Here is a 19,014-nt window from a genome sequence, read left to right on the forward strand (position 1 = left end):
GGACATGAAGGTCCTGCTGATCGACGCGTACGACAGTTTCGTGCACATCATCGACCAGTACCTGCGCACTCTGGGCGCGCGTACCGAGGTCGTACGGTCGCTGTCCCGCTCCCCCGACGAGCTGGCCGCCTCGCGCCCCGACGCGGTGGTGCTCGGACCCGGCCCCGGGCACCCCGCAGAGTCCGGTCACGTCGAGCTGGTGCACCGGTTCGCCGGGACGGTGCCGCTGCTCGGCGTCTGCCTCGGGCACCAGGCCATCGCACTGGCTCACGGCGGCACGATCGAGGTGGCGGACCAGGTGATGCACGGGCGGACGAGCATGGTGAGGCACGACGGTGAAGGCTTGTTCCGGGGGCTGGGCAACACCCTCGAAGTGACCCGTTACCACTCGCTGATCGTCGCCGAACCCCTCCCGGAGCAGCTGGTCACCACCGCCGTCGCCATCGACCACGGCTATGTGATGGGACTGAGGCACCGCACGCTGCCCATCGAGTCGGTGCAGTTCCACCCGGAGAGCATCACCACGACCGGCGGGCTCGCCATGATGCGTAACTTCCTCACCGACGCGGCGGGTTCACGGGAGCAGCGCATCGGCGTCTGACCGCACACCCATCGCGCGGATGGCCTCGGCCACCCCGGAACAGGGCAGATGCGCATGGCCCACCACCAGGGCCGGGGCATCCCGGCGCGGCCGGGCGTGGAACGCGGCGGCCCCGCGCACCAGGACGGACCGGCGCAGCGCCCCGGCCACCAGCGCCCCCTCGTCGGTGTGCCGGGGCAGCCGCACGTAGGCGTGCAGCCCCGCACCCCGGCCCAGCACCACGGCACCGGGCAGATACCTGAAGACCGCTTCGTCCAGGGCGTCCCGGCGCCTGCGACCCAGGGCGTTCAGACGACGCAGATGGCGGTCGAACAGCCCGGTGCGCAGGAGCTCGGCGAAAGCCAGCTGGGTAAGGGTCTCGGTGCCCAGGTCGTGCCGGGCGCGCGCCCGCAGCAGCTCGTCGAGCATCGGCCGGGGTGCGGCGAGCCAGCCCAGCCGGAGCCCCGGGGACAGCGTCTTGCTGGCGGTGCCCGCGTAGACGACCCGGCCCGGCATCAGGCGCTGCAACGCCAGTGGCCGAGGGCCCCGTTCGTACCACAGGCCACCGTCGTAGTCGTCCTCGATCACCCAGCCGTCCACGTCCCGGGCCCAGCGCGCCAGGGCCTCGCGGCGCTCCGCGGACAGGGTGACGCCGGTGGGGAACTGGTGGGCGGGGGCGACCAGGACGGCGCGTACTCCGGACGCGGCCAGCGCGTCCACGTCGATGCCCTGGCCGTCGACCGGAACCGGCACCGCCCGCAGCCCGCTCTCGCGGACGAACTGCCGCTGCCCCGGGTGGCCCGGGTCCTCGATCGCGAGCGCGTCGATGCCCAGGCCCGGCAGGACCTCGCAGACCAGGCTCAGCGTCTGGGCGAATCCGGCCACCACCATGAGGTGCTCCGGAGAGGTGCGCAGCCCCCTCAGACGGCCCAGGTAGCCGGCGAGTTCATGGCGCAGCGCGGGGTCACCGGCCGGCGGCGGGTAGCCGTGGTGCGCCGGCTCCGTCGCCTGCAGGGCCCGCTGGTAGCAGCGCAGCCACTCGCGCCGCGGAAAGGCCGGAGTGTTGCCGCCTCCGGGGCGCAGGTCCCAGCGGACCCGCGGCACCTTGCCTTCGTCCAGCAGGGCGGGCGGGGCGGGCTCGGCCTCGAAATGGCCCACCACCCTGGTGCCCGCGCCCTGGGCCGCCTCCAGGTATCCCTCGGCGACGAGCTGTCCGTACGCCTCCACGACCACGCTGCGCGATACGTCCAGATCATCCGCGAGCCGGCGGCTGGACGGCAGCCGGGTGCCCGGCTGGAGAATTCCCTCGGATATCTCCCTCTTGATGAATTCCTGGATCTGCGTGGTCAGGGAGTTTCTGGAATCCCTGACCACCTCAACCGCTATATGCAAGGCCACGGTCCTGTCCCTCCTGAAGTGGTCCGTACCGGTCGCCCGACATTGGTCTGGAAGAAAGCTGCCGCCATTCGCAGACTGGACGGCGACACGTCAGCTTGCGCCGTTCAAGGAGAATTCCCGTGACTGCCGAGCCACAGGGCCGTACCTGGCCGGAGCTGCTCAACACACTTCTGGAACGCGGAGATCTGACCGCCCACGACACGGCCTGGGCGATGGACCAGGTCATGTCGGGCAGCGCCGGGGCGGCCGCCGTGGCCGGTCTCCTGGTGGCGCTGCGTGCCAAGGGCGAGACCGTCGACGAGATCGAGGGCATGGTGCACGCCATGTACCGGCACGCCGTGCCGCTGCACGTCCCGGGCCCCGCGCTGGACATCGTCGGGACCGGTGGCGACGGCTCCAACAGCGTCAACGTGTCCACGATGTCGGCGGTCGTGGCCGCCGCGGCGGGCGCCCGCGTGGTCAAACACGGTAACCGCTCCGCCTCCTCCGCCTGTGGCTCTGCCGATGTGCTGGAGGAGCTCGGCGTTGCTCTGACGCTGGCTCCGCAGCAGGTCGCGGCGGTCGCCGAGGAGACCGGCATCACCTTCTGCTTCGCCCCGGCGTTCCACCCGGCGATGCGGCACGCCGCCGGACCGCGCCGTGAGCTGGGCATCCGCACCGTCTTCAATGTGCTGGGCCCGCTGGCCAATCCGGCGTCGCCCACCGCCCAGGCGGTGGGCGTCGCGGACCGGCGCCTCGCGCCGCTGCTCGCGGGGGTGCTGGCCCGCCGCGGAGTCTCCGCGCTGGTCTTTCGCGGGGACGACGGGATGGACGAACTGACGGTCACCACTACCTCCACGGTCTGGTCGGTCCTCGGTGGCGAGGTCCGCACCGAGTCCTTCGACCCGCGGGACATCGGAATCGGCTACGCGCCGGCCGCCGCGCTGCGCGGCGGCGACCGCGCTCACAACGCACGGGTGGCCCACGAGGTGTTCGCCGGGAACCGGGGGCCGGTCCGGGACGCGGTACTGCTGTCGGCCGCGGCTGGGCTCGCGGCCCTGGAGCCCAGCCGCCGCCCCGTCACCGAGCGGCTCGCGGCCGGCCTCGAACAGGCCGCCGAAGCCGTCGACTCGGGTGGCGCGGCGGACGTCCTCGAACACTGGGCGGCGGTCACGGCCAAGTACGCCAAGGCCGGCTGATCAGGCCCGCGTGTCCCGGCCGCCTCCCGGTCCCGGGAAGCGGCCGCACCGGGTACGGAGGAAGGCCGGCCCCGACGTCGTGGCAGCCACGGGAAGGACGGGCGGTCCCGGCTCAGACCCGGTCGCGCTCCGGCCGCCGGCGCAGCACCGCCATCACGTCCGCGGCGGCCTCGGCCACACTCGGCCGGCCGAGCAGCAGCTCACGCTCCACCCGGATGCCGCACCGGCTGGACAGTTCACCCGCGAGCCAGGTGCTGGTCGCCGAGTCGACTCCGTACGCGCTGAGGGGCACCTCGGGGTCAATGGCCTCCGGCGCCAGTTCCAGCAGTCCGGCGAGCAACTGGACCAGGTGGTCGGCCACTTCCTGCTCCGACACGTCCTGCGGACCGGTTCGTCGGCTACTCATCCTCACGTCTCCTCTCGACCTCACGTCTCCTCCTCGACTTCAACGGCTGGACCACTGGGCGAGCGGCCGCAGCTGTCCGGCCGCCACCTGCTGGGCGCAGGCCCGGCGGCGGATCTTGCCGCTGGTGGTACGGGGCACCTTGTTCCTGGCCACCGCGAAGACGCTCACCGGGGCGGGCAGCGCCCTGGCAACCGCCATACCGGCCGCCCGTACGGCCCCGGCCAGCACCTCCTGGTCCCGCTCGGCCGTCTCGATCACGACGGCGACCCCGTTCCGCTCTTCCTCCAGCGGCCAGGCAGCGGCGCGCTGGTACGCGAAGGCGGCGTGGGCTTCGCCGGCCACCGCCTCGACGTCCTGCGGGAAGTAGTTCTCGCCGCCGATGATCAGTACGTCCTTGAGGCGCCCGGTGACGAACAGCTCGCCCTCCTCGAGGAATCCCAGGTCACCGGTGCGTACGTGGTTCCCCTCCGTCCCCGGGGCGGCGCCCTCGGTCCGCGCGCCGAAGACCTTGGCCGACCCGGCCTCGTTCCGCCAGTACCCCGCGCAGTTCCCGGGGGCGTCCACCCAGATCTCGCCCACCATCCGCTCGGCCAGGGGGCGGCGCGTCTCCGGATCGACGACGCGTACCGCGGCCCCGGTGACCGCGGTGCCGCAGCCGACCAGCTCGACCGTCCCGGCGGACGGCGTGGCCGGTACGGCCTTGCCCTCCGCGAGGGCGGCCCGCTCGTAGTGGCGCACCGGGGCCGGGAAGAGCGGCTTCCCCATCGTGACGATGAGCGTCGACTCGGCGAGCCCGTACCCCGGCGAGAAGACCTCCTCGCGGAAGAAGCTGGGCCGGAACGCCTCGGCGAAGCGGCGCAGCGTCGACGCCTTCACCGGCTCGGAGCCGTTGGCCGCAACCCGCCAGGTCGACAGGTCGGTCCCGGCCCTCTCGGCCTCCGGAATCCGCCGGACACACAGCTCGTACGCGAAGTCCGGCGCGGCCGCGAACACGTCTTCCTCCGCTTCGATGGCGCGCAGCCAGACGCGCGGGTCGCGCACGAAGGTCGCGGGCTCCATCGTGACGGCGGCCGCCCCCGAGACCAGGGGCAGGACGAGCCCGGTACAGAGCCCCATGTCGTGGAAGAGCGGCAGCCAGCTGACCACAGTGGTCTCGGGGCCGATCTCGCAGCGGTCCCGTACCGCACGCTGGTTGGCGACCAGGCTGCCGTGGCCGACGATCACCCCACGGGGGTCGCCCGTCGAGCCCGAGGTGTACTGGAGCAGCGCGACGGCGGCGGGGTCCGACGCCGTACGAGCGGGACCCGGCGTTCCCTGGTCAGCCGGCTGCCGCACGGCTATCCGGGCCGGTACGGGCTCGGGGCCCGCACCGGCATCCGCGTCGGCACGCCGCGCGTCCTCGGCTTCCTCCGGCGTGGACACCAGCACCGCGACCGGCGCGCAGTCACGGAGGATCTTCTCCAGCCGATCGTTGCGGACGGTCGCGCGGTGCCGTGCGCCGGTCCGCAGCGGCGGTACCGGCACGGCGATCATCCCCGCGTACAGGCAGCCGAGGAAGCCCGCATGGAAGTCGAGCCCCGGCAGGGCGGGCACGACGACGCGGTCCCCGGCCGCGCCGACCGTGCGCAGGGCGGCGGCCACGGCACGCACCCGGCCGAGCAGCGCGGCGGCGCTCACCCGGTCGGTCGGGTCACCGCCGGAGTCCAGCGCGGTGAAGAGCGGCAGCCCTGCGGTCACCCCGCGGGCGCGCTCGACCAGCACGTCGATGAGGGTCCCGGCAAGGGGCTGCGCGGTCGGACTGTCCACGGCTTCACTCTCCTCGGGCGACGGGGTACTCGGCTTCCACACCCGCCCGTTCGGCGACGCTCCGGCCGGCCCCGAACGACTGCCGGGCGCGGGAACCGCCACGGGACGACGGCAAGGGACGGTCGCCGAAGCACTGGTGCGGCCGGGACGCGCTGTTGTACGGGTAGGACGTGGGGAGTTCAGCCAGTACGGCCGGTACGGCCCGCTGGACCGCACGCGAGGACGAGCTGACTGCACCCTTGGAGCTGGAGGGGGCTGAACCAGCCAACTCGGCTGACCTGTCGGTACCGATCACACCCATGTTCGGACTCCAAACCCAGCCGCCGGGCCCCGGCAGCGGATCGGCTGCCGCCCAGCGACTCTGCGAAGAGTCTGCCGACCCGCACTGACACAGCACTGACGCCCCGGCGCTCTCCGGGCCGGTATGCCTCGGTGCGCTCACCTGGCAGTGCATACGCCGCCGTCCCCCACCCCGACCAGGCATCGAGCGACCCCGGAACGACGAAGATCCCGCCCGATCTTGCGATCGGACGGGATCTCGTCACCGTTCCTGAACCGACTCAAGGACCTTCGTGCGGCGGGGTGTACATGCTGCCCCGACGGGCGAGCCAGGTGGTCACGAGGCGGGCGAAGCTGACACAGGCTCTGGCACCGCGCAGGATTCCGGCTTCGCACTCGACACCCCACCGTCCGCACCGTCCGTCTGCACCGGCCTCAACGCCGTCACGGCCGGCGGGGGCCCTCGACATCGGCAACCGCAAGCACCGCCGCGCCCCGGGCCAGGTCACTCGCGAACCTGAGAATCCTGGTGACCTGGCACACCCATGCCGCACACGGGCTGGCAGCAGGACGGCGGCCACCGAACCACCCCGATGTGCGCACCCGGGCCTCCAGACGAGCCCAGAAACGACGGAATCCCGTCCGATCGAATGATCGGACGGGATTCCGTGAACCATTCACGAGCTAACTCGCGAACGGTCCGTGCGTGGACCTGTGGGGATTTGAACCCCAGACCCCCTCGATGCGAACGAGGTGCGCTACCAGACTGCGCCACAGGCCCTTGCAACGAGTGAAACTTTAGCACCCTCTACGGGGTGCTCGGAAATCCGTCAGGCGCTGGTCAGCCGAGTCGGCGTCGCGGCGCGCGGCGGGGGCCTCACTCGTTGGCCGCCCGCGGGCGGTCGTCCTCGTCGTACTGGTCGAAGAGAGGCGTCCGGCCCCGGTCGCGGGAGCGGCGGGACTGGCCGGTGCGCTGGCGCGGTGCGGGGTCCACGGGGGGTGCCGCGGGGCGCGGGGCGGCCGGCTGGGCGGGTTCCGCGGTGCTGGAGCGGGCCGCGCTCCAGGTCTCCGGGTTGCCGACCTCCACGCCGCCCGTGGCTCGCGGGGCGACCGGGGCGGTGACGTAGGTCGGCAGCGGGACCGGGACCGGCTCCCAGCTGTCGCCCTGGACCCGGCCGCGTTCGCGCTGCTGGTCCACCCACTCCGCGTGGTCCGTCTGCTCGACCAGGGCGCGGCGGCCGGCCTCCTGCGGGGAGACCGTGGGGGTGGGCTCGGGGGCGGGGTGACGCGCTTCGGGGTCCTCGTCGGACTCCGCGGTGGCCGTCGTGACGGGCTGGTGCCTGCGCGGGCGGTTCTCGCGCAGGTGCTGCGCTGCCACCTCGGCCCGCCGCCGGTCCATGGTGAAGGCGAACCTGCGCCGCTCCTGGGCGCGCAGATGCACGATGTACGTGCTCAGCAGTACCGCGGGAACCGCGGGGGCCCAGAGGAAGCCGAGGCCGCCGACCGCCGCGACGACCGCGCCGAGCGTGAAGCCGAGGAAGAGGACGACGGTGGTACGCCGACGGCGTGCGAGGACCTGCGTGCGCTGCGCGCGCCGGGCTCGTTCGGCATCGATGCCACCGGGGCGCGGGCGGGCGCGCCGGGCGGATACGGGGTCGGGGCCGGTCGGGGGCGCCGGACGTTCCCGGGCCGGGCGCTCCTTCGGTGCGCGCTCCGGCGTACGGGCCGGGTCATGGACCCGGGCCTCGGTATGCGCCGGAGGCGCGGAGAAGTTCCGGACGTCGACGGAATCCATTCGATCCGTGTCCGCGTCCGGGTCGGCGTCGGGCGCCGCCTCATCGTCGGTGCGCTCCTGCAACCCCTTGGCGTACCGGCGCTCCATCGCCGCCCGTCCGGACAGCAGCCGGATGGCGGTGCTGAAGCGCTCCGTCGGACGGGCTTCGTTGAGCTCGTCCTGCCTGCGGAGCCACATCGGCACCAAGTAGGCGGCCCAGGCCCCGACGATGACTGCGTAGATGAGGCCGCTGCTGCTCACATCTCACACCGTAGAGGGGTTTGCATGGAGGCATCCGCCAATTGGCGCGGTGTGTCGCACGATCCTGCTGATATCAAGGACTTTTTTTGTGATTGTTCGGATCAACAGTCGGTGTTTGCCCACCCGGTAGCGGTCAAACGGCGATCAATTTCGAACATACATTTCATTTAGTACGATGTTCGGGCTGCTCCGGCCTGGCCCGCTGCCACCTCCGGAGCAGGCCGTCGGGCACCTCCTCCGCGGTGAGCGCGTAGATCAGATGGTCCCGCCAGGCACCGTCGATGTGCAGATAGCGGGGCCGGATCCCTTCCTCCCGGAATCCCAGTTTCGCCACCACCCGCCGGCTGGGCGCGTTCTCCGGGCGAATGCACACCTCGATCCGGTGCAGTCCGACCACGCGGAAACAGTGGTCGACGGCGAGGGCGACCGCGGTCGGCATCACCCCGCGTCCCGCCACCTCCTGGTCGACCCAGTAGCCGACGTGGCCCGAGCACATCGAGCCCCAGGTGATCCCGGCGACGGTCAGCTGGCCGACCAGCCGGCCCCGGTACTCGATGGCGAACGGCAGCATCCGTCCGGCGTGGGCCTCGGACCGCAGGTGCCGGATCATCTGCCGGTACGTGGGGCGCTGGGCCACCGGGCCGCCGGGGGCGGGCGGCGGCACGGTCGCCTCCCAGGGGCGCAGCCAGTCCCTGTTGCGCCGGTTGACCTCGCGCCACATGTTCTGGTCGCGGAGCTTTATCGGCCGGAGGGTGACGTCGCCGTCCACCAGGGTCACCGGCCAGGTCGGGACGTTCAGCTCGGGCTCCCGGGTCGGGGGTGGTCTCCGCCGCGCAGCTGGTCGACGGCGTGCACCAGGATTCGGCTCAGGACGGCGAGACCGTCGCGCACCCCACCGGTGGAGCCGGGCAGATTGACGATGAGCGTGCGTTCGGCCACACCGGCCGCACCGCGCGAGAGCGCGGCCGTGGGGACCTTGTCCCTGCCCTCCGCACGGATCGCCTCGGGGATGCCGGGGATCTCGTGGTCCAGGACGGCGCGGGTGGCCTCGGGAGTGCCGTCGGTGGGCGAGATGCCCGTACCGCCGGTGGTGACGATGACGTCGTACGCGGCGGCCACCCCGTCCCGCAGCGCCCGCTCGACCGGGTCGCCGTCGGGGACGACCCGGGGGCCGTCGACGGTGAAGCCGAGCCCGGTCAGCGCCTCGGCGATCAGCGGGCCGCCCTTGTCCGCGTAGACCCCGGCGGCGGCGCGGTTCGACGCGGTCACCACGAGGGCGCGGTAGCCGGTGGAATCCCTCGCCGGGGCGCTCATGCGTCCGCCCCGGACTGCGCGGTGCGGCGGTAGTCGCCGGACTTGCCGCCCGACTTCGCCTCGACCCGGATGCCGGTGATGACCGCGGCCTTGTCGACCGCCTTGACCATGTCGACGACGGTGAGCGCGGCGACCGACACGGCGGTCAGCGCCTCCATCTCCACGCCCGTGCGGTCCGTGGTCTTCACGGTCGCGAGGATCTCCACCGCGTCGTCGGCCACGCTCAGGTCGACCGTGACGCCGGAGACGGCCAGCGGGTGACAGAGGGGGATCAGCTCCGGGGTGCGCTTGGCCCCCATGATCCCGGCGATGCGGGCGGTGGCGAGGGCGTCGCCCTTGGGGACCCCTTCGCCCCGGAGCAGTTCGATGACGCGCGGCGAGACGAGGACCCGGCCGCTGGCACGGGCGACGCGCGCGGTGACGTCCTTCTCGGAGACGTCGACCATGCGGGCGGCGCCCGCCTCGTCGATATGCGTCAGCCTGTTCTGCGTACTCAACTCACTCCGCCTAGCGGTAGGGCGCCGGTTGCCCCTGAACCGCACCGGGGTGCGGGCCCGGGGTCCGGGGGATGTCCCCCGGAAGGCACAGCGGCAGATACCGTACCGCCACCCGGCGCCGGTCAGCGGATCAGGATCACCTCGGTGTCGGTGCCGGGCTCGGCCGAGGTGACGTCCTCGGGCAGCACGATCAGCGCGTCCGCCTGGGCGAGAGCGGCGATCAGATGCGATCCGGAGCCGCCCACGGGCGTGACGGTGCCCGCCTCCGCGTCGTACGTGCCGCGCAGGAACTGCCGCCTGCCGTCGGGCGAGGACAGCGCCTTGTCACAGACCAGGGTGGCCCTGGCGGTGGGGCGGTGGACGTCCGGCAGGCCCATCAGGGTCCGGATCGCGGGCCGTACGAACAGCTCGAACGAGACGTAGCTGGAGACCGGGTTGCCCGGCAGCGCCAGCAGCGGGGTGTGCTCCGGGCCGATGGAGCCGAAGCCCTGCGGCTTGCCGGGCTGCATGGCCAGCTTGCGGAAGTCGATGCCGCTGCCCGGCTCGTCCTCGTCGCCCACCGAGGACAGCGCCTCCTTGACGACGTCGTACGCGCCGACGCTGACGCCCCCCGTGGTGACGACGATGTCGGCGCGGATCAGCTGGTCCTCGATCGTGGCCCGCAGCGTCTCGGCGTCGTCGGTGACGGCGCCGACCCGGTAGGCGATCGCGCCCGCGTCGCGCGCGGCGGCCGTCAGCGCGAAGCTGTTCGAGTCGTAGATCTGGCCTCCGGTCAGCTCCTCGCCGGGCTGGACCAGTTCGCTGCCGGTCGAGATGACGACGACGCGCGGCCGGGGCCGCACCTTCACCGTCGAGCGGCCGATCGCCGCGAGCAGGCCGATCTGCGGCGGTCCGACCACCGAACCGGCGCGCAGGGCCAGATCACCCGGCCGGACGTCGCTGCCCCGGTCCCTGACGTGGGCACGGGCCTCGACCGGGCGGTGCACCCGGACCTCGCCGCGCGCACCCTCCGGGGCGTCGCTATGGGCGCGCATCGAGGCGGCGGGGCCCTCGCCCGTGCCGCCGTCGGTCCACTCGACCGGGATCACGGCCTCCGCGCCGGCCGGCAGCGGGGCGCCGGTCATGATGCGGGCGGCCTCCCCCGGCCCCACCCGCTGGTCACCGAGGAGCCCGGCGTCGCCCGCCGCGACGTCACCGATGACGGTGAGGACCGCGGGGAACTCCTCTGTGGCGCCCTCCACATCGGAGACGCGGACCGCGTAGCCGTCCATCGAGCTGTTGTCGAAGGGCGGCAGGGCGACCTCCACCACGACGTCCTCGACCAGGACGCAGCCCTGCGCGTCGGGCAGTTGCAGCTCGATGGGTTCGAGCGGCTTCACCGCGGCGAGGATGTCTTCCAGGTGCTCGTCCACCGACCAGATCGTGCTGCTCAAGGTCTTACATCTCCTCGGTGACGTAACTGCGGAGCCAGGTCCGGAACTCCGGACCCAGATCTTCACGTTCGCACGCGAGTCTGACAATGGCACGGAGGTAATCGCTCCGGTCACCGGTGTCATAGCGGCGGCCCTTGAAGACGACCCCGTGCACCGGGCCGCCGGTCTTCTCGTCCTCCGCCAGCAGTTGCAGGGCGTCGGTCAGCTGGATCTCGTCCCCCCGGCCCGGCTCGGTCCGGCGCAGTATCCCGAAGACGGCGGGGTCCAGGACATAGCGGCCGATGATGGCGAGGTTGCTGGGCGCGTCGGCCGGTTCCGGCTTCTCGACCAGGCCGGTGATCCGCATCACATCGCTCTCGGCGGTGGGCTCGACGGCCGCGCAGCCGTACTGGTGGATCAGCTCGGGCGGTACCTCCATGAGCGCGACGACGCTGCCGCCCTCGCGCTCCTGGATCTCCACCATGCGCGCCAGCAGCGGATCGCGCGGGTCGATCAGGTCGTCGCCGAGGAGCACCGCGAACGGCTGGTCACCGACGTGCGGCGCCGCGCACAGCACCGCGTGGCCGAGGCCGCGCGGGTCACCCTGGCGGACGTAGTGCATGGTGGCGAGGTCGCTCGACTCCTGCACCCTGCGCAGCCGTTCGGCATCACCCTTGCGGGTGAGCGCGGACTCCAGTTCGTAGTTGCGGTCGAAGTGGTCCTCCAGGGGACGCTTGTTGCGACCGGTGATCATCAGTACGTCGGAGAGGCCTGCGGCCACCGCCTCCTCGACGACGTACTGGATGGCAGGCTTGTCGACGACAGGCAGCATCTCTTTGGGAGTGGCTTTGGTGGCCGGCAGGAAGCGGGTACCGAGGCCCGCCGCCGGAATGACAGCCTTGCTGATCCTGGGGTTCGACTGAGTCATGCGCTGAACCTTAACCGGCGCACATGGGCGGAAGATGAGCCTCCGGTTAACTTTGTACTCATATACGCCAGTACGAGAGGTCCGTGGGTGCCCCGTTGAACACCGACATGTCCGCAAAGGCACTGTTGCGGCGCGAACTGCTCGCCGCACGGAGCCTCCTGACCGGTCAGGACGTCGAACGGGCCGCCGAAGCGCTGGCGCGCCGCGCGCTCACGCTCCCCGAGCTCTCCGGGGCCCGAACCGTCGCCGCGTACGTCTCGGTGGGGCGCGAGCCGGGCACCCGCGCCCTGCTGGACGCGCTGCGCTCACGGGGAGTGCGGGTACTGCTGCCGGTGCTCCTGCCGGACAACGACCTGGACTGGGCGCCGTACGAGGGCGCGGGCGGCCTCGCCAGGGCCGGCCGCGGACTGCTGGAGCCGGACGGCGAGCGGCTCGGCCCCGACGCCGTACTGGACGCCGACGCGGTGCTGCTGCCGGGCCTCGCGGTGGACGGGCGCGGGATGCGGCTCGGCCGGGGCGGCGGCAGCTACGACCGGGTGCTGGCCCGCCTCTCGGCGGCCGGGGCGCACCCGGCGCTGATCGTCCTGCTGTACGACGCCGAGGTGGCCGCACGGGTCCCGGAGGAACCGCACGACCAGCCCGTGGACGCGGTGGTGACACCGTCGGGATCGCGGCGCTTCGGCATCGGCTGAAGCGCCGCGGGCCCGCCCGCCGCCGCAGTCCTTACGGCTTCAGGGTCAGCGTGTCCGTCGTCGAGCCGGTCACCGCGTTCGTCCCGTAGGACCAGTCGAGCAGCTCACCGTTGACCCACTTGTCGGTCTGGTCGGTGTAGTGCGCGCTGAACGCGTGCCCGGAGGCGCCGGTGAGGTTGATCCAGCGGGACTTGTCCCAGTCCCCCACGTTGACGACCATCCGCATCGACGGGACCCAGACGACCTCGTAGCCGCCGGCCGCGTTCCAGCCGGTGGCGTCCACCGCGGCCTCGCCGCCGCCGAGGTTCCACGGACCCCGGTTGAGGACCCGCTGGAGCAGTCCGGGCCCCTCCGTACCGAGGGTCTGGTTCTTCAGGGTCAGCTGGTGCAGCCGGCCCCAGTTCCAGGTGGTGATGTCCTTGCCGAGCTTCGCCGTCAGCTCCCAGCGCGCGTCCTTCATGGCGCGGGCGAAGAGCTCCTCGCGGTTGCCGGTCGCCTTGTCCTTGCGGTTCGCCGGCGTCTTCCACCAGTCGCTGTCCGGCTTGTCCATGAGGTTCTCGACGACCTGGTACCAGCGGTCACCGCCGTCCGGCTGCGCCGAGTCGGGGGCGCGCTGGCCGCACTCGCGTACCAGCCTGTCCTGCTCGTCGACCGGGCCGGAGCTCTTGGCCGGCGGCACGTTCAGGCACTCGCCCTTGACCCGCATCTCCTTGGGCAGCTTGTCGCCGAAGGCGAGCTTGAGGATGTTGCGCCAGACCGCGTTGAAGTACGCGGCCGCCGCCGAGTCGGACTCCTGGGTGTAGTCCCAGCCCTCCAGCAGCTTCTGCGCCTCGCGGACGTCCTTGTCCGAGATGTTGATCTTCATCAGCTCGGGCACCAGCAGCGCGGCGATCTCGCTGGTGTTGTCCATCTGCATCTTCTGCATGTCGTCGGTCGAGATCTTCCCGCCGCCCTTGATCTTCGACTCGATGAGGTCGTTGATCCGCTGGCTGCGGGTGCCGTAGCCCCAGTCCTTGGTGAGCATGTACGGGTACTTGTCCTCGTCGACGACCGCCTGGTTGGCGGTGACGATGTACCCGCGCTTCGGGTCGTACTCGTACGGCAGCTCGTCGAACGGGATCGGGTCCTCCTTCCAGCCGTAGGCGGAGGACCAGCCGGGGCTGGGCATCGTGCCGTCGCCGGACTTGCGGACCGGGATCCTGCCCGGCGCCTGGTAGCCGATGTGGCCCTTGGTGTCGGCGTAGATCAGGTTCTGCGAGGGAACCTCGAAGTGCTCGGCCGCCGCGCGGAAGGTCGTGAAGTCCTTGGCCCGGTTCAGCTCGAAGACCGCGTCCATGGACTTGCCGGGCTCCAGCGCGGTCCACTTCAGCGCCACCCCGTAGCCGTCCGCACGGTCCGGCGCGGCGTTGGTCACGGGCGCCTTCTGGCCGACCTTCTCCAGCTCGCTGCTGCGGTCGGAGACCAGCGGACCGTTGTTGGTCTCGCGGACGGTGATGTGCCGGTCCCTGCCGCCCGCGACCTTGATGGTCTCCTCACGGGTGGTGAAGGGCTTCACCTTGCCGTCGTACTGGTAGCCGTCCGCCGAGACCTTCTCCAGGAAGAGGTCGGTGACGTCCGCGCCCAGGTTGGTGAAGCCCCAGGCGACATCCTGGTTGTGGCCGATGATCACGCCCGGCATACCGGAGAACGTGTAACCGGCGGTGTCGTACTTGCAGGTGGCGGAGACGCTGCGGCAGTGCAGCCCCATCTGGTACCAGAGCGAGGGCAGCTGCGGCGCCAGGTGCGGGTCGTTGGCGAGCAGCGGCTTGTTGGTCGTCGTGTACTTGCCCGAGACCACCCAGGAGTTCGACCCGATGCCGGTGCCGTTCGGGCCCAGCAGCGAGGGAATCTCGTCGAGGGTGTCGGAGAGCGCGCCGAGCTGGGTGTTGAGCCCCTCGGTGGCGCCCTGCACGGTCGAGGAGCCGAGCGAGTCGGACGGTGCCGCCTGCGGGTCGTACTCGCCGGTGGCCGGGGAGATCCCGCCCTCGGAGACGATCGGCTTGTGCTTGTCGTACGGGTAGGGCGGGTACAGGTCCTCGATCTGCTTCGCGTCGAGCCTGCTGGTCATCAGCGAACGGTCGATCTCGTCCTGCATGTTGCCGCGCAGGTCCCAGGCCATCGCCTTCAGCCAGGCGACGGAGTCGACCGGGGTCCACTTCACCGGCTTGTAGTCGTTGGTGAGGCCCAGCGCCGCGTACTCGACGGAGATGTCCTTGCCGTCGCGGCCCTTGAGGTAGGCGTTGACGCCGTCCGCGTACGACTGGAGGTTCTTCTTGGTCTCCGCGGACAGGACGTGGTCGTACTCCTCCTGGGCGACCTTGCGCCAGCCCAGCGTGCGCAGGAAGGAGTCCGTCTCGACCTGGCCGGACCCGAACATCTCGGAGAGCCGGCCGGCCGTCATGTGACGGCGGACGTCCATCTCCCAGAAGCGGTCCTGCGCCTGGACGAATCCCTGGGCGCGGAACAGGTCGGAGTCGGAGTCCGCGTAGATCTGCGGAATGCCGTAGCTGTCGCGCTTGACCTCGACGTTGCTGTCGAGGCCCGCGAGCCGGGCGGTCCCGTTGGTCTGCGGGTACGAGGCCCGCACGGTCGATACGGACCAGTACGTGCCGTATCCGATACCCGCGACAAGCGCCAGCACCAGGACGATCACGATCAGTCGGGCGCGTCGCCCCTTCTTCTTGCGCGACCCGCCACCGGCGGAACCGGTGGAGCCGGAAGAGGCGGTTGTGTTGGCGGGCATCGCTGTCCTTCGAGGGGCAGGGTGGTCCTGGGAGTGCAGGAGCAACCATAGGCGCAGCTTCGGAGCCCCTCTGACGCGGTATCGGGATGGTTCGAATTGCGTAGCGATCGCACGAGTACTCGAACGCATCAAGAAAACGTTAAAGATTAGGTAAGGTAACGAAGTACCGGCCGCCGGAACACCATCCGGCAGGCGCTCGCAGGGAAGGACCGGCCACTGACTGTCCACGCGCTCAACGAGCTCCTGCTCGTCTGCTCACTTGTCCTGCTCGTCGCGGTGGCGGCGGTCCGGATCTCGTCGCGCAGCGGGCTCCCGAGCCTGCTCCTGTACCTCGGCATCGGGGTCGTCATGGGGCAGGACGGGCTCTTCGACGTCAAGTTCGACAACGCGGAACTGACGCAGGTCATCGGGTACGCGGCCCTGGTCGTGATCCTCGCCGAGGGCGGCCTCGGCACGAAGTGGAAAGAGGTCAGGCCGGCGTTGCCCGCGGCCGCGATGCTCTCCACCGTCGGGGTCGCGGTGAGCGTGGGCGTGACCGCCGCCGGGGCGCACTACCTGGTCGGCCTGGAGTGGCGGCAGGCGCTGATCATCGGCGCGGTCGTCTCCTCCACGGACGCCGCCGCGGTCTTCTCCGTCCTGCGCAAGGTGCCGCTGCCGTCCCGGATCACCGGCGTCCTGGAGGCCGAATCCGGCTTCAACGACGCCCCCGTGGTGATCCTGGTGGTGGCCTTCTCGGCCGTCGGCCCGGTGGACCACTGGTACGTGCTGGTCGGCGAGATAGCGCTGGAGCTGGCGATCGGCGCGGCGATCGGCATCGCGGTCGGCTGGCTGGGCTCGTTCGGGCTGCGGCACGTGGCGCTGCCGGCCTCCGGCCTCTACCCGATCGCCGTGATGGCGATCGCGGTGACCGCGTACGCGGCGGGCGCCATGGTCCACGGCAGTGGCTTCCTCGCCGTCTACCTCGCGGCGATGATCCTCGGCAACGCCAAGCTGCCGCACTGGCCCGCCACCCGCGGTTTCGCGGACGGGCTCGGCTGGCTGGCCCAGATCGGCATGTTCGTGCTGCTCGGCCTGCTGGTCACCCCGCACGATCTGCTCGACGACTTCTGGCCCGCCGTCGTCGTGGGCCTGGTGCTCACCGTGGTGGCCCGGCCGCTGGAGGTCTTCCTCTCGCTGGCGCCGTTCCGATTGCCGTGGCAGGAGAAGGCCCTGATGTCCTGGGCCGGACTGCGCGGCGCCGTGCCCATCATCCTGGCGACCATTCCGATGGTGTCCGGCATCGAGGGCTCCACCCGGGTCTTCAACATCGTCTTCGTACTCGTCATCGTCTACACCCTGATCCAGGGCCCGACGCTGCCCTGGCTCGCGAAGGCCCTCAAGATCGCGGAGGACCCGTCCGAGGCCGCCGACCTGGGCATCGAGTCGGCGCCCCTGGAACGGCTGCGCGGACATCTGCTGTCGGTGGCCATCCCCGCCAAGTCGAAGATGCACGGCGTCGAGGTCGGTGAACTGCGACTGCCCTCGGGGGCCGGGGTCACCCTCGTCGTACGGGACGACAAGAGCTTCGTGCCCACCCCGCCGACGGTGCTGCGCCGGGGCGACGAGCTGCTGGTGGTCACGACCGATCCGGTGCGCGACGCGACGGAGGCACGGCTGCGCGCGGTCGGCGAGGGCGGCAAGCTGGCCGGCTGGCTGGGGACCGAGGGGAATCCCGACACGGAGCCCTTCACCGGGCCGCATGTCTCCAACGCGCTCAAGGCGGTGAAGAAGCTGGGCCGGACACCGGACGAGACGAGGGCGCACGGGGCACCGCCCCGGGAGATGAAGACCCGCGAGACGAAGATCCGTGAAGCGAGGACCCGCGACGCCCAGGGCGTTGGGGCAAAGGGCAACGGGACAACGGGCAGCGGCACCAGAGGCAGTGGGACGAAGGGCGGTGACGCGAAGGGCCGCGGGGCAAAGGACCGCGACGCAGAAGACCGCGAAGCGAGAGACCGTGACGCGAAAGACCGTGACGCGAAGGCCCACCAGTGAGGACGCACCCGTCTTCGCAGGTTACGGAGGGTGATTGGCGCACAATCGCAGGTGCACCTGGAAACCTGCCTGTACGATGAAAGGAATCTGCCCGTCGGCCGTACGCGTACGGCCATGACGCGCGATCGACAAGCGATCGGCATCCAGACGATCGATATCCAACGACCTTGATCGACCAACTCTGCCTGACGCAGAGCTGGCGCGACCGTATGGCGGTCGTGGCGTCCTCCGCCTTTGCTGCGAGCGCCCGGCATCTACCGCAGTTCCGCGCGAAGAGGACAGCTCTCGGCAGCCCCTGACCGGGCCCGCACCCAGGTGCCGGCCCGTAACGCAGGAGCACGGCCACCAGGCGGCAGAAAGGCATGGACCGTGGTGTCCACGGTCTCCGACCGCCCCGGATACGGGCAGTTGCTGCGCACTCCGGGTGCGTGGACCTTCCTCCTGCCGGGCTTCGCAGCACGGCAGCCCTTCGCCATGCTGACCATCGGCATCGTCCTGCTGGTCCAGCACACCACCGGCTCCTACGGCAGCGCGGGCGCCGTCGCCGCCGTGAGCGGCGTCTCCATGGCGCTGTTCGCACCGCAGACCGGTAAGCTCGCGGACCGGTTCGGACAGCGGGCCGTACTGCTGCCCGGCGTGCTGGTGCACGGGGCTTCCGTGGGCGCGCTGACGGCGCTCGCGCTGGCGGACGCGCCGATCTGGGCGCTGTTCCTGGCGGCGGTGCCCACGGGTGCCTCGATCCCGCAGATCGGCCCCATGGTGCGGGCCCGCTGGGCGGCCGTGCTCGGGGCGGCGCCCGGCCGTGAGGCCTCGCCCCTGATGTCCACCGCCGCCGCCTTCGAGTCGGTGACGGACGAGTTCACCTTCGTCATCGGTCCCGTCATCGCCACCGCCCTGTGCACCGGGGTGCACCCGGCGGCGGGGCTCCTCGCGGAAGCCGCGCTGACGCTGGTCGGCGGGCTGTTCTTCGCCGCGCAGCGCGCCACCCAGCCGCCCGTGCGCGAGGCCGGGACCACCGGCTCCCCGCGGCACGCCTCCGCCCTGTCGGTGCCCGGCGTGCGCGTGCTCGCGGTCGCCTTCCTCGGGATCGGCGCGGTCTTCGGCGGCATGCAGGTCTCGCTGACCGCCTTCGCGGAGGAGATCGGCAGGCCCGGCGCGAACGGGGTGCTGTACGGAATCTTCGCGGCCGGCAACATGCTGGCCGGGATCGCCTGCGGTGCGATCGCCTGGAAGAGCGGGCCGCGGCGCCGGCTGATCGCCGGGTACGCGGCGCTGACCCTTACCGCGTCCGGGCTGTGGGCGGTGCACTCCGTGCCCCTGCTGGCCGCGCTCGGGCTGCTGGTCGGTCTCTGCATCGCCCCGGCCCTGATCAGCGGCTACACGCTGGTCGAGGCGCTGGTGCCCGCGTCCGCCCGGACCGAGGCGTTCACCTGGCTGACGGGTGCGGTCGCACTCGGGCAGGCGGCGGCCGTGACGATCGCGGGGCAGCTCGCCGACGCCCATGGCGCGAGCACCGGATTCCTGGTGCCGCTGGTGGGCACGGTGCTGGCGCTGGTGACGCTGCTGGCGCTGCGTTCCAGGCTCGTACCGAGCCCTTCGGAGCGGACCGTGGCACGTGGTATCGGTCACCGCGGGCCGGTCACAGTGGACTGATCCAGCGGAATACGTCACTA

At 71.5% G+C, this 19,014-nt stretch carries 15 protein-coding genes and 1 tRNA gene; 5 read left to right on the forward strand and 11 right to left on the reverse strand.

Going from position 1 to position 19,014, the window contains the following annotated elements; all coding sequences use genetic code 11:
• Positions 1 to 4 precede the first annotated feature (4 nt).
• On the forward strand, positions 5 to 601 hold the full coding sequence (locus tag ACIP89_RS16350; protein WP_401927590.1) for an anthranilate synthase component II: 597 nt from the start codon (positions 5 to 7) through the stop codon (positions 599 to 601).
• Here ACIP89_RS16350 and ACIP89_RS16355 read toward each other — a convergent pair.
• The gene (locus ACIP89_RS16355; protein WP_402115390.1) at positions 575 to 1,978 is read right to left on the reverse strand and encodes a PLP-dependent aminotransferase family protein; all 1,404 of its coding nucleotides are present in this window, start codon (positions 1,976 to 1,978) and stop codon (positions 575 to 577) included. The two genes, ACIP89_RS16350 and ACIP89_RS16355, sit on opposite strands and share 27 nt — an antisense overlap.
• 119 nt (positions 1,979 to 2,097) lie before the next feature.
• Between ACIP89_RS16355 and trpD the strand changes: the two genes are divergently transcribed.
• Positions 2,098 to 3,156 (forward strand): anthranilate phosphoribosyltransferase, encoded by a 1,059-nt coding sequence (trpD, locus tag ACIP89_RS16360; RefSeq protein ID WP_401927045.1) that lies wholly within the window; start codon positions 2,098 to 2,100, stop codon positions 3,154 to 3,156.
• A 112-nt stretch (positions 3,157 to 3,268) separates the two neighbouring features.
• On the opposite strand, the gene ACIP89_RS16365 is transcribed toward trpD, so the two are convergent.
• From ACIP89_RS16365 to galU, 9 genes are all read right to left on the reverse strand, one after another.
• On the reverse strand, positions 3,269 to 3,562 hold the full coding sequence (locus ACIP89_RS16365) for an acyl carrier protein (RefSeq protein ID WP_402115392.1): 294 nt from the start codon (positions 3,560 to 3,562) through the stop codon (positions 3,269 to 3,271).
• Between the two features lie 39 nt (positions 3,563 to 3,601).
• Positions 3,602 to 5,368 carry a fatty acyl-AMP ligase gene (locus ACIP89_RS16370; protein ID WP_402115394.1) on the reverse strand — a complete coding sequence of 589 codons (1,767 nt, stop codon included), beginning with the start codon at positions 5,366 to 5,368 and terminating at the stop codon, positions 3,602 to 3,604.
• Positions 5,369 to 6,354: 986 nt separating this feature from the next.
• A tRNA-Ala gene (locus ACIP89_RS16375) sits at positions 6,355 to 6,428 on the reverse strand.
• 96 nt (positions 6,429 to 6,524) lie between these two features.
• Entirely contained in the window at positions 6,525 to 7,682 is a 1,158-nt protein-coding gene (gene glpR, locus ACIP89_RS16380) for a gephyrin-like molybdotransferase receptor GlpR (RefSeq protein WP_402115396.1), read from the reverse strand.
• 163 nt (positions 7,683 to 7,845) lie between these two features.
• Positions 7,846 to 8,460, reverse strand: coding sequence for a GNAT family N-acetyltransferase (locus ACIP89_RS16385; protein WP_401927173.1), 615 nt, complete (start codon positions 8,458 to 8,460; stop codon positions 7,846 to 7,848).
• 17 nt (positions 8,461 to 8,477) lie between these two features.
• A complete protein-coding gene (locus ACIP89_RS16390; protein ID WP_401927057.1) occupies positions 8,478 to 8,996 on the reverse strand; it encodes a molybdenum cofactor biosynthesis protein B in 519 nt (172 codons plus the stop codon).
• Positions 8,993 to 9,493, reverse strand: a complete 501-nt coding sequence (moaC, locus tag ACIP89_RS16395; RefSeq protein WP_401927059.1) for a cyclic pyranopterin monophosphate synthase MoaC — start codon at positions 9,491 to 9,493, stop codon at positions 8,993 to 8,995. The genes ACIP89_RS16390 and moaC overlap by 4 nt, the downstream gene beginning before the upstream one ends.
• A 122-nt stretch (positions 9,494 to 9,615) precedes the next feature.
• Positions 9,616 to 10,926, reverse strand: a complete 1,311-nt coding sequence (gene glp, locus ACIP89_RS16400) for a gephyrin-like molybdotransferase Glp (RefSeq protein WP_402115398.1) — start codon at positions 10,924 to 10,926, stop codon at positions 9,616 to 9,618.
• A 4-nt stretch (positions 10,927 to 10,930) separates the two neighbouring features.
• Positions 10,931 to 11,833: a UTP--glucose-1-phosphate uridylyltransferase GalU gene (gene galU / locus ACIP89_RS16405; RefSeq protein WP_401927062.1), complete on the reverse strand. Its 903-nt coding sequence runs from the start codon at positions 11,831 to 11,833 to the stop codon at positions 10,931 to 10,933.
• Positions 11,834 to 11,940: 107 nt separating this feature from the next.
• Here galU and ACIP89_RS16410 point away from each other — a divergent pair, with 107 nt between their 5' ends.
• A complete protein-coding gene (locus ACIP89_RS16410) occupies positions 11,941 to 12,525 on the forward strand; it encodes a 5-formyltetrahydrofolate cyclo-ligase (protein ID WP_401927180.1) in 585 nt (194 codons plus the stop codon).
• Between the two features lie 31 nt (positions 12,526 to 12,556).
• Here the strand turns inward: ACIP89_RS16410 and ACIP89_RS16415 are convergent, their stop codons facing one another.
• Positions 12,557 to 15,307, reverse strand: a complete 2,751-nt coding sequence (locus ACIP89_RS16415) for a penicillin acylase family protein (RefSeq protein WP_401927067.1) — start codon at positions 15,305 to 15,307, stop codon at positions 12,557 to 12,559.
• A gap of 276 nt (positions 15,308 to 15,583) precedes the next feature.
• On the opposite strand from ACIP89_RS16415, the gene ACIP89_RS16420 reads away from it, so the two are divergent.
• Entirely contained in the window at positions 15,584 to 17,341 is a 1,758-nt protein-coding gene (locus ACIP89_RS16420; protein WP_401927183.1) for a potassium/proton antiporter, read from the forward strand.
• A gap of 369 nt (positions 17,342 to 17,710) precedes the next feature.
• The gene (locus ACIP89_RS16425) at positions 17,711 to 18,994 is read left to right on the forward strand and encodes an MFS transporter (RefSeq protein ID WP_401927072.1); all 1,284 of its coding nucleotides are present in this window, start codon (positions 17,711 to 17,713) and stop codon (positions 18,992 to 18,994) included.
• The last annotated feature ends 20 nt before the right edge of the window (positions 18,995 to 19,014 follow it).

It is taken from the genome of Streptomyces sp. NPDC088730 (genome assembly GCF_044751215.1).
Lineage (GTDB): Bacteria > Actinomycetota > Actinomycetes > Streptomycetales > Streptomycetaceae > Streptomyces.

Bases quoted from the DNA above. Each gene is read 5' to 3' on its own strand.
- ACIP89_RS16350 (WP_401927590.1), top strand. From the start codon at position 5: ATGAAGGTCCTGCTGATCGACGCGTACGACAGTTTCGTGCACATCATC.
- ACIP89_RS16365 (WP_402115392.1), bottom strand. From the start codon at position 3,562: ATGAGTAGCCGACGAACCGGTCCGCAGGACGTGTCGGAGCAGGAAGTG.
- ACIP89_RS16390 (WP_401927057.1), bottom strand. From the start codon at position 8,996: ATGAGCGCCCCGGCGAGGGATTCCACCGGCTACCGCGCCCTCGTGGTG.
- galU (WP_401927062.1), bottom strand. From the start codon at position 11,833: ATGACTCAGTCGAACCCCAGGATCAGCAAGGCTGTCATTCCGGCGGCG.
- ACIP89_RS16410 (WP_401927180.1), top strand. From the start codon at position 11,941: ATGTCCGCAAAGGCACTGTTGCGGCGCGAACTGCTCGCCGCACGGAGC.
- ACIP89_RS16415 (WP_401927067.1), bottom strand. From the start codon at position 15,307: ATGCCCGCCAACACAACCGCCTCTTCCGGCTCCACCGGTTCCGCCGGT.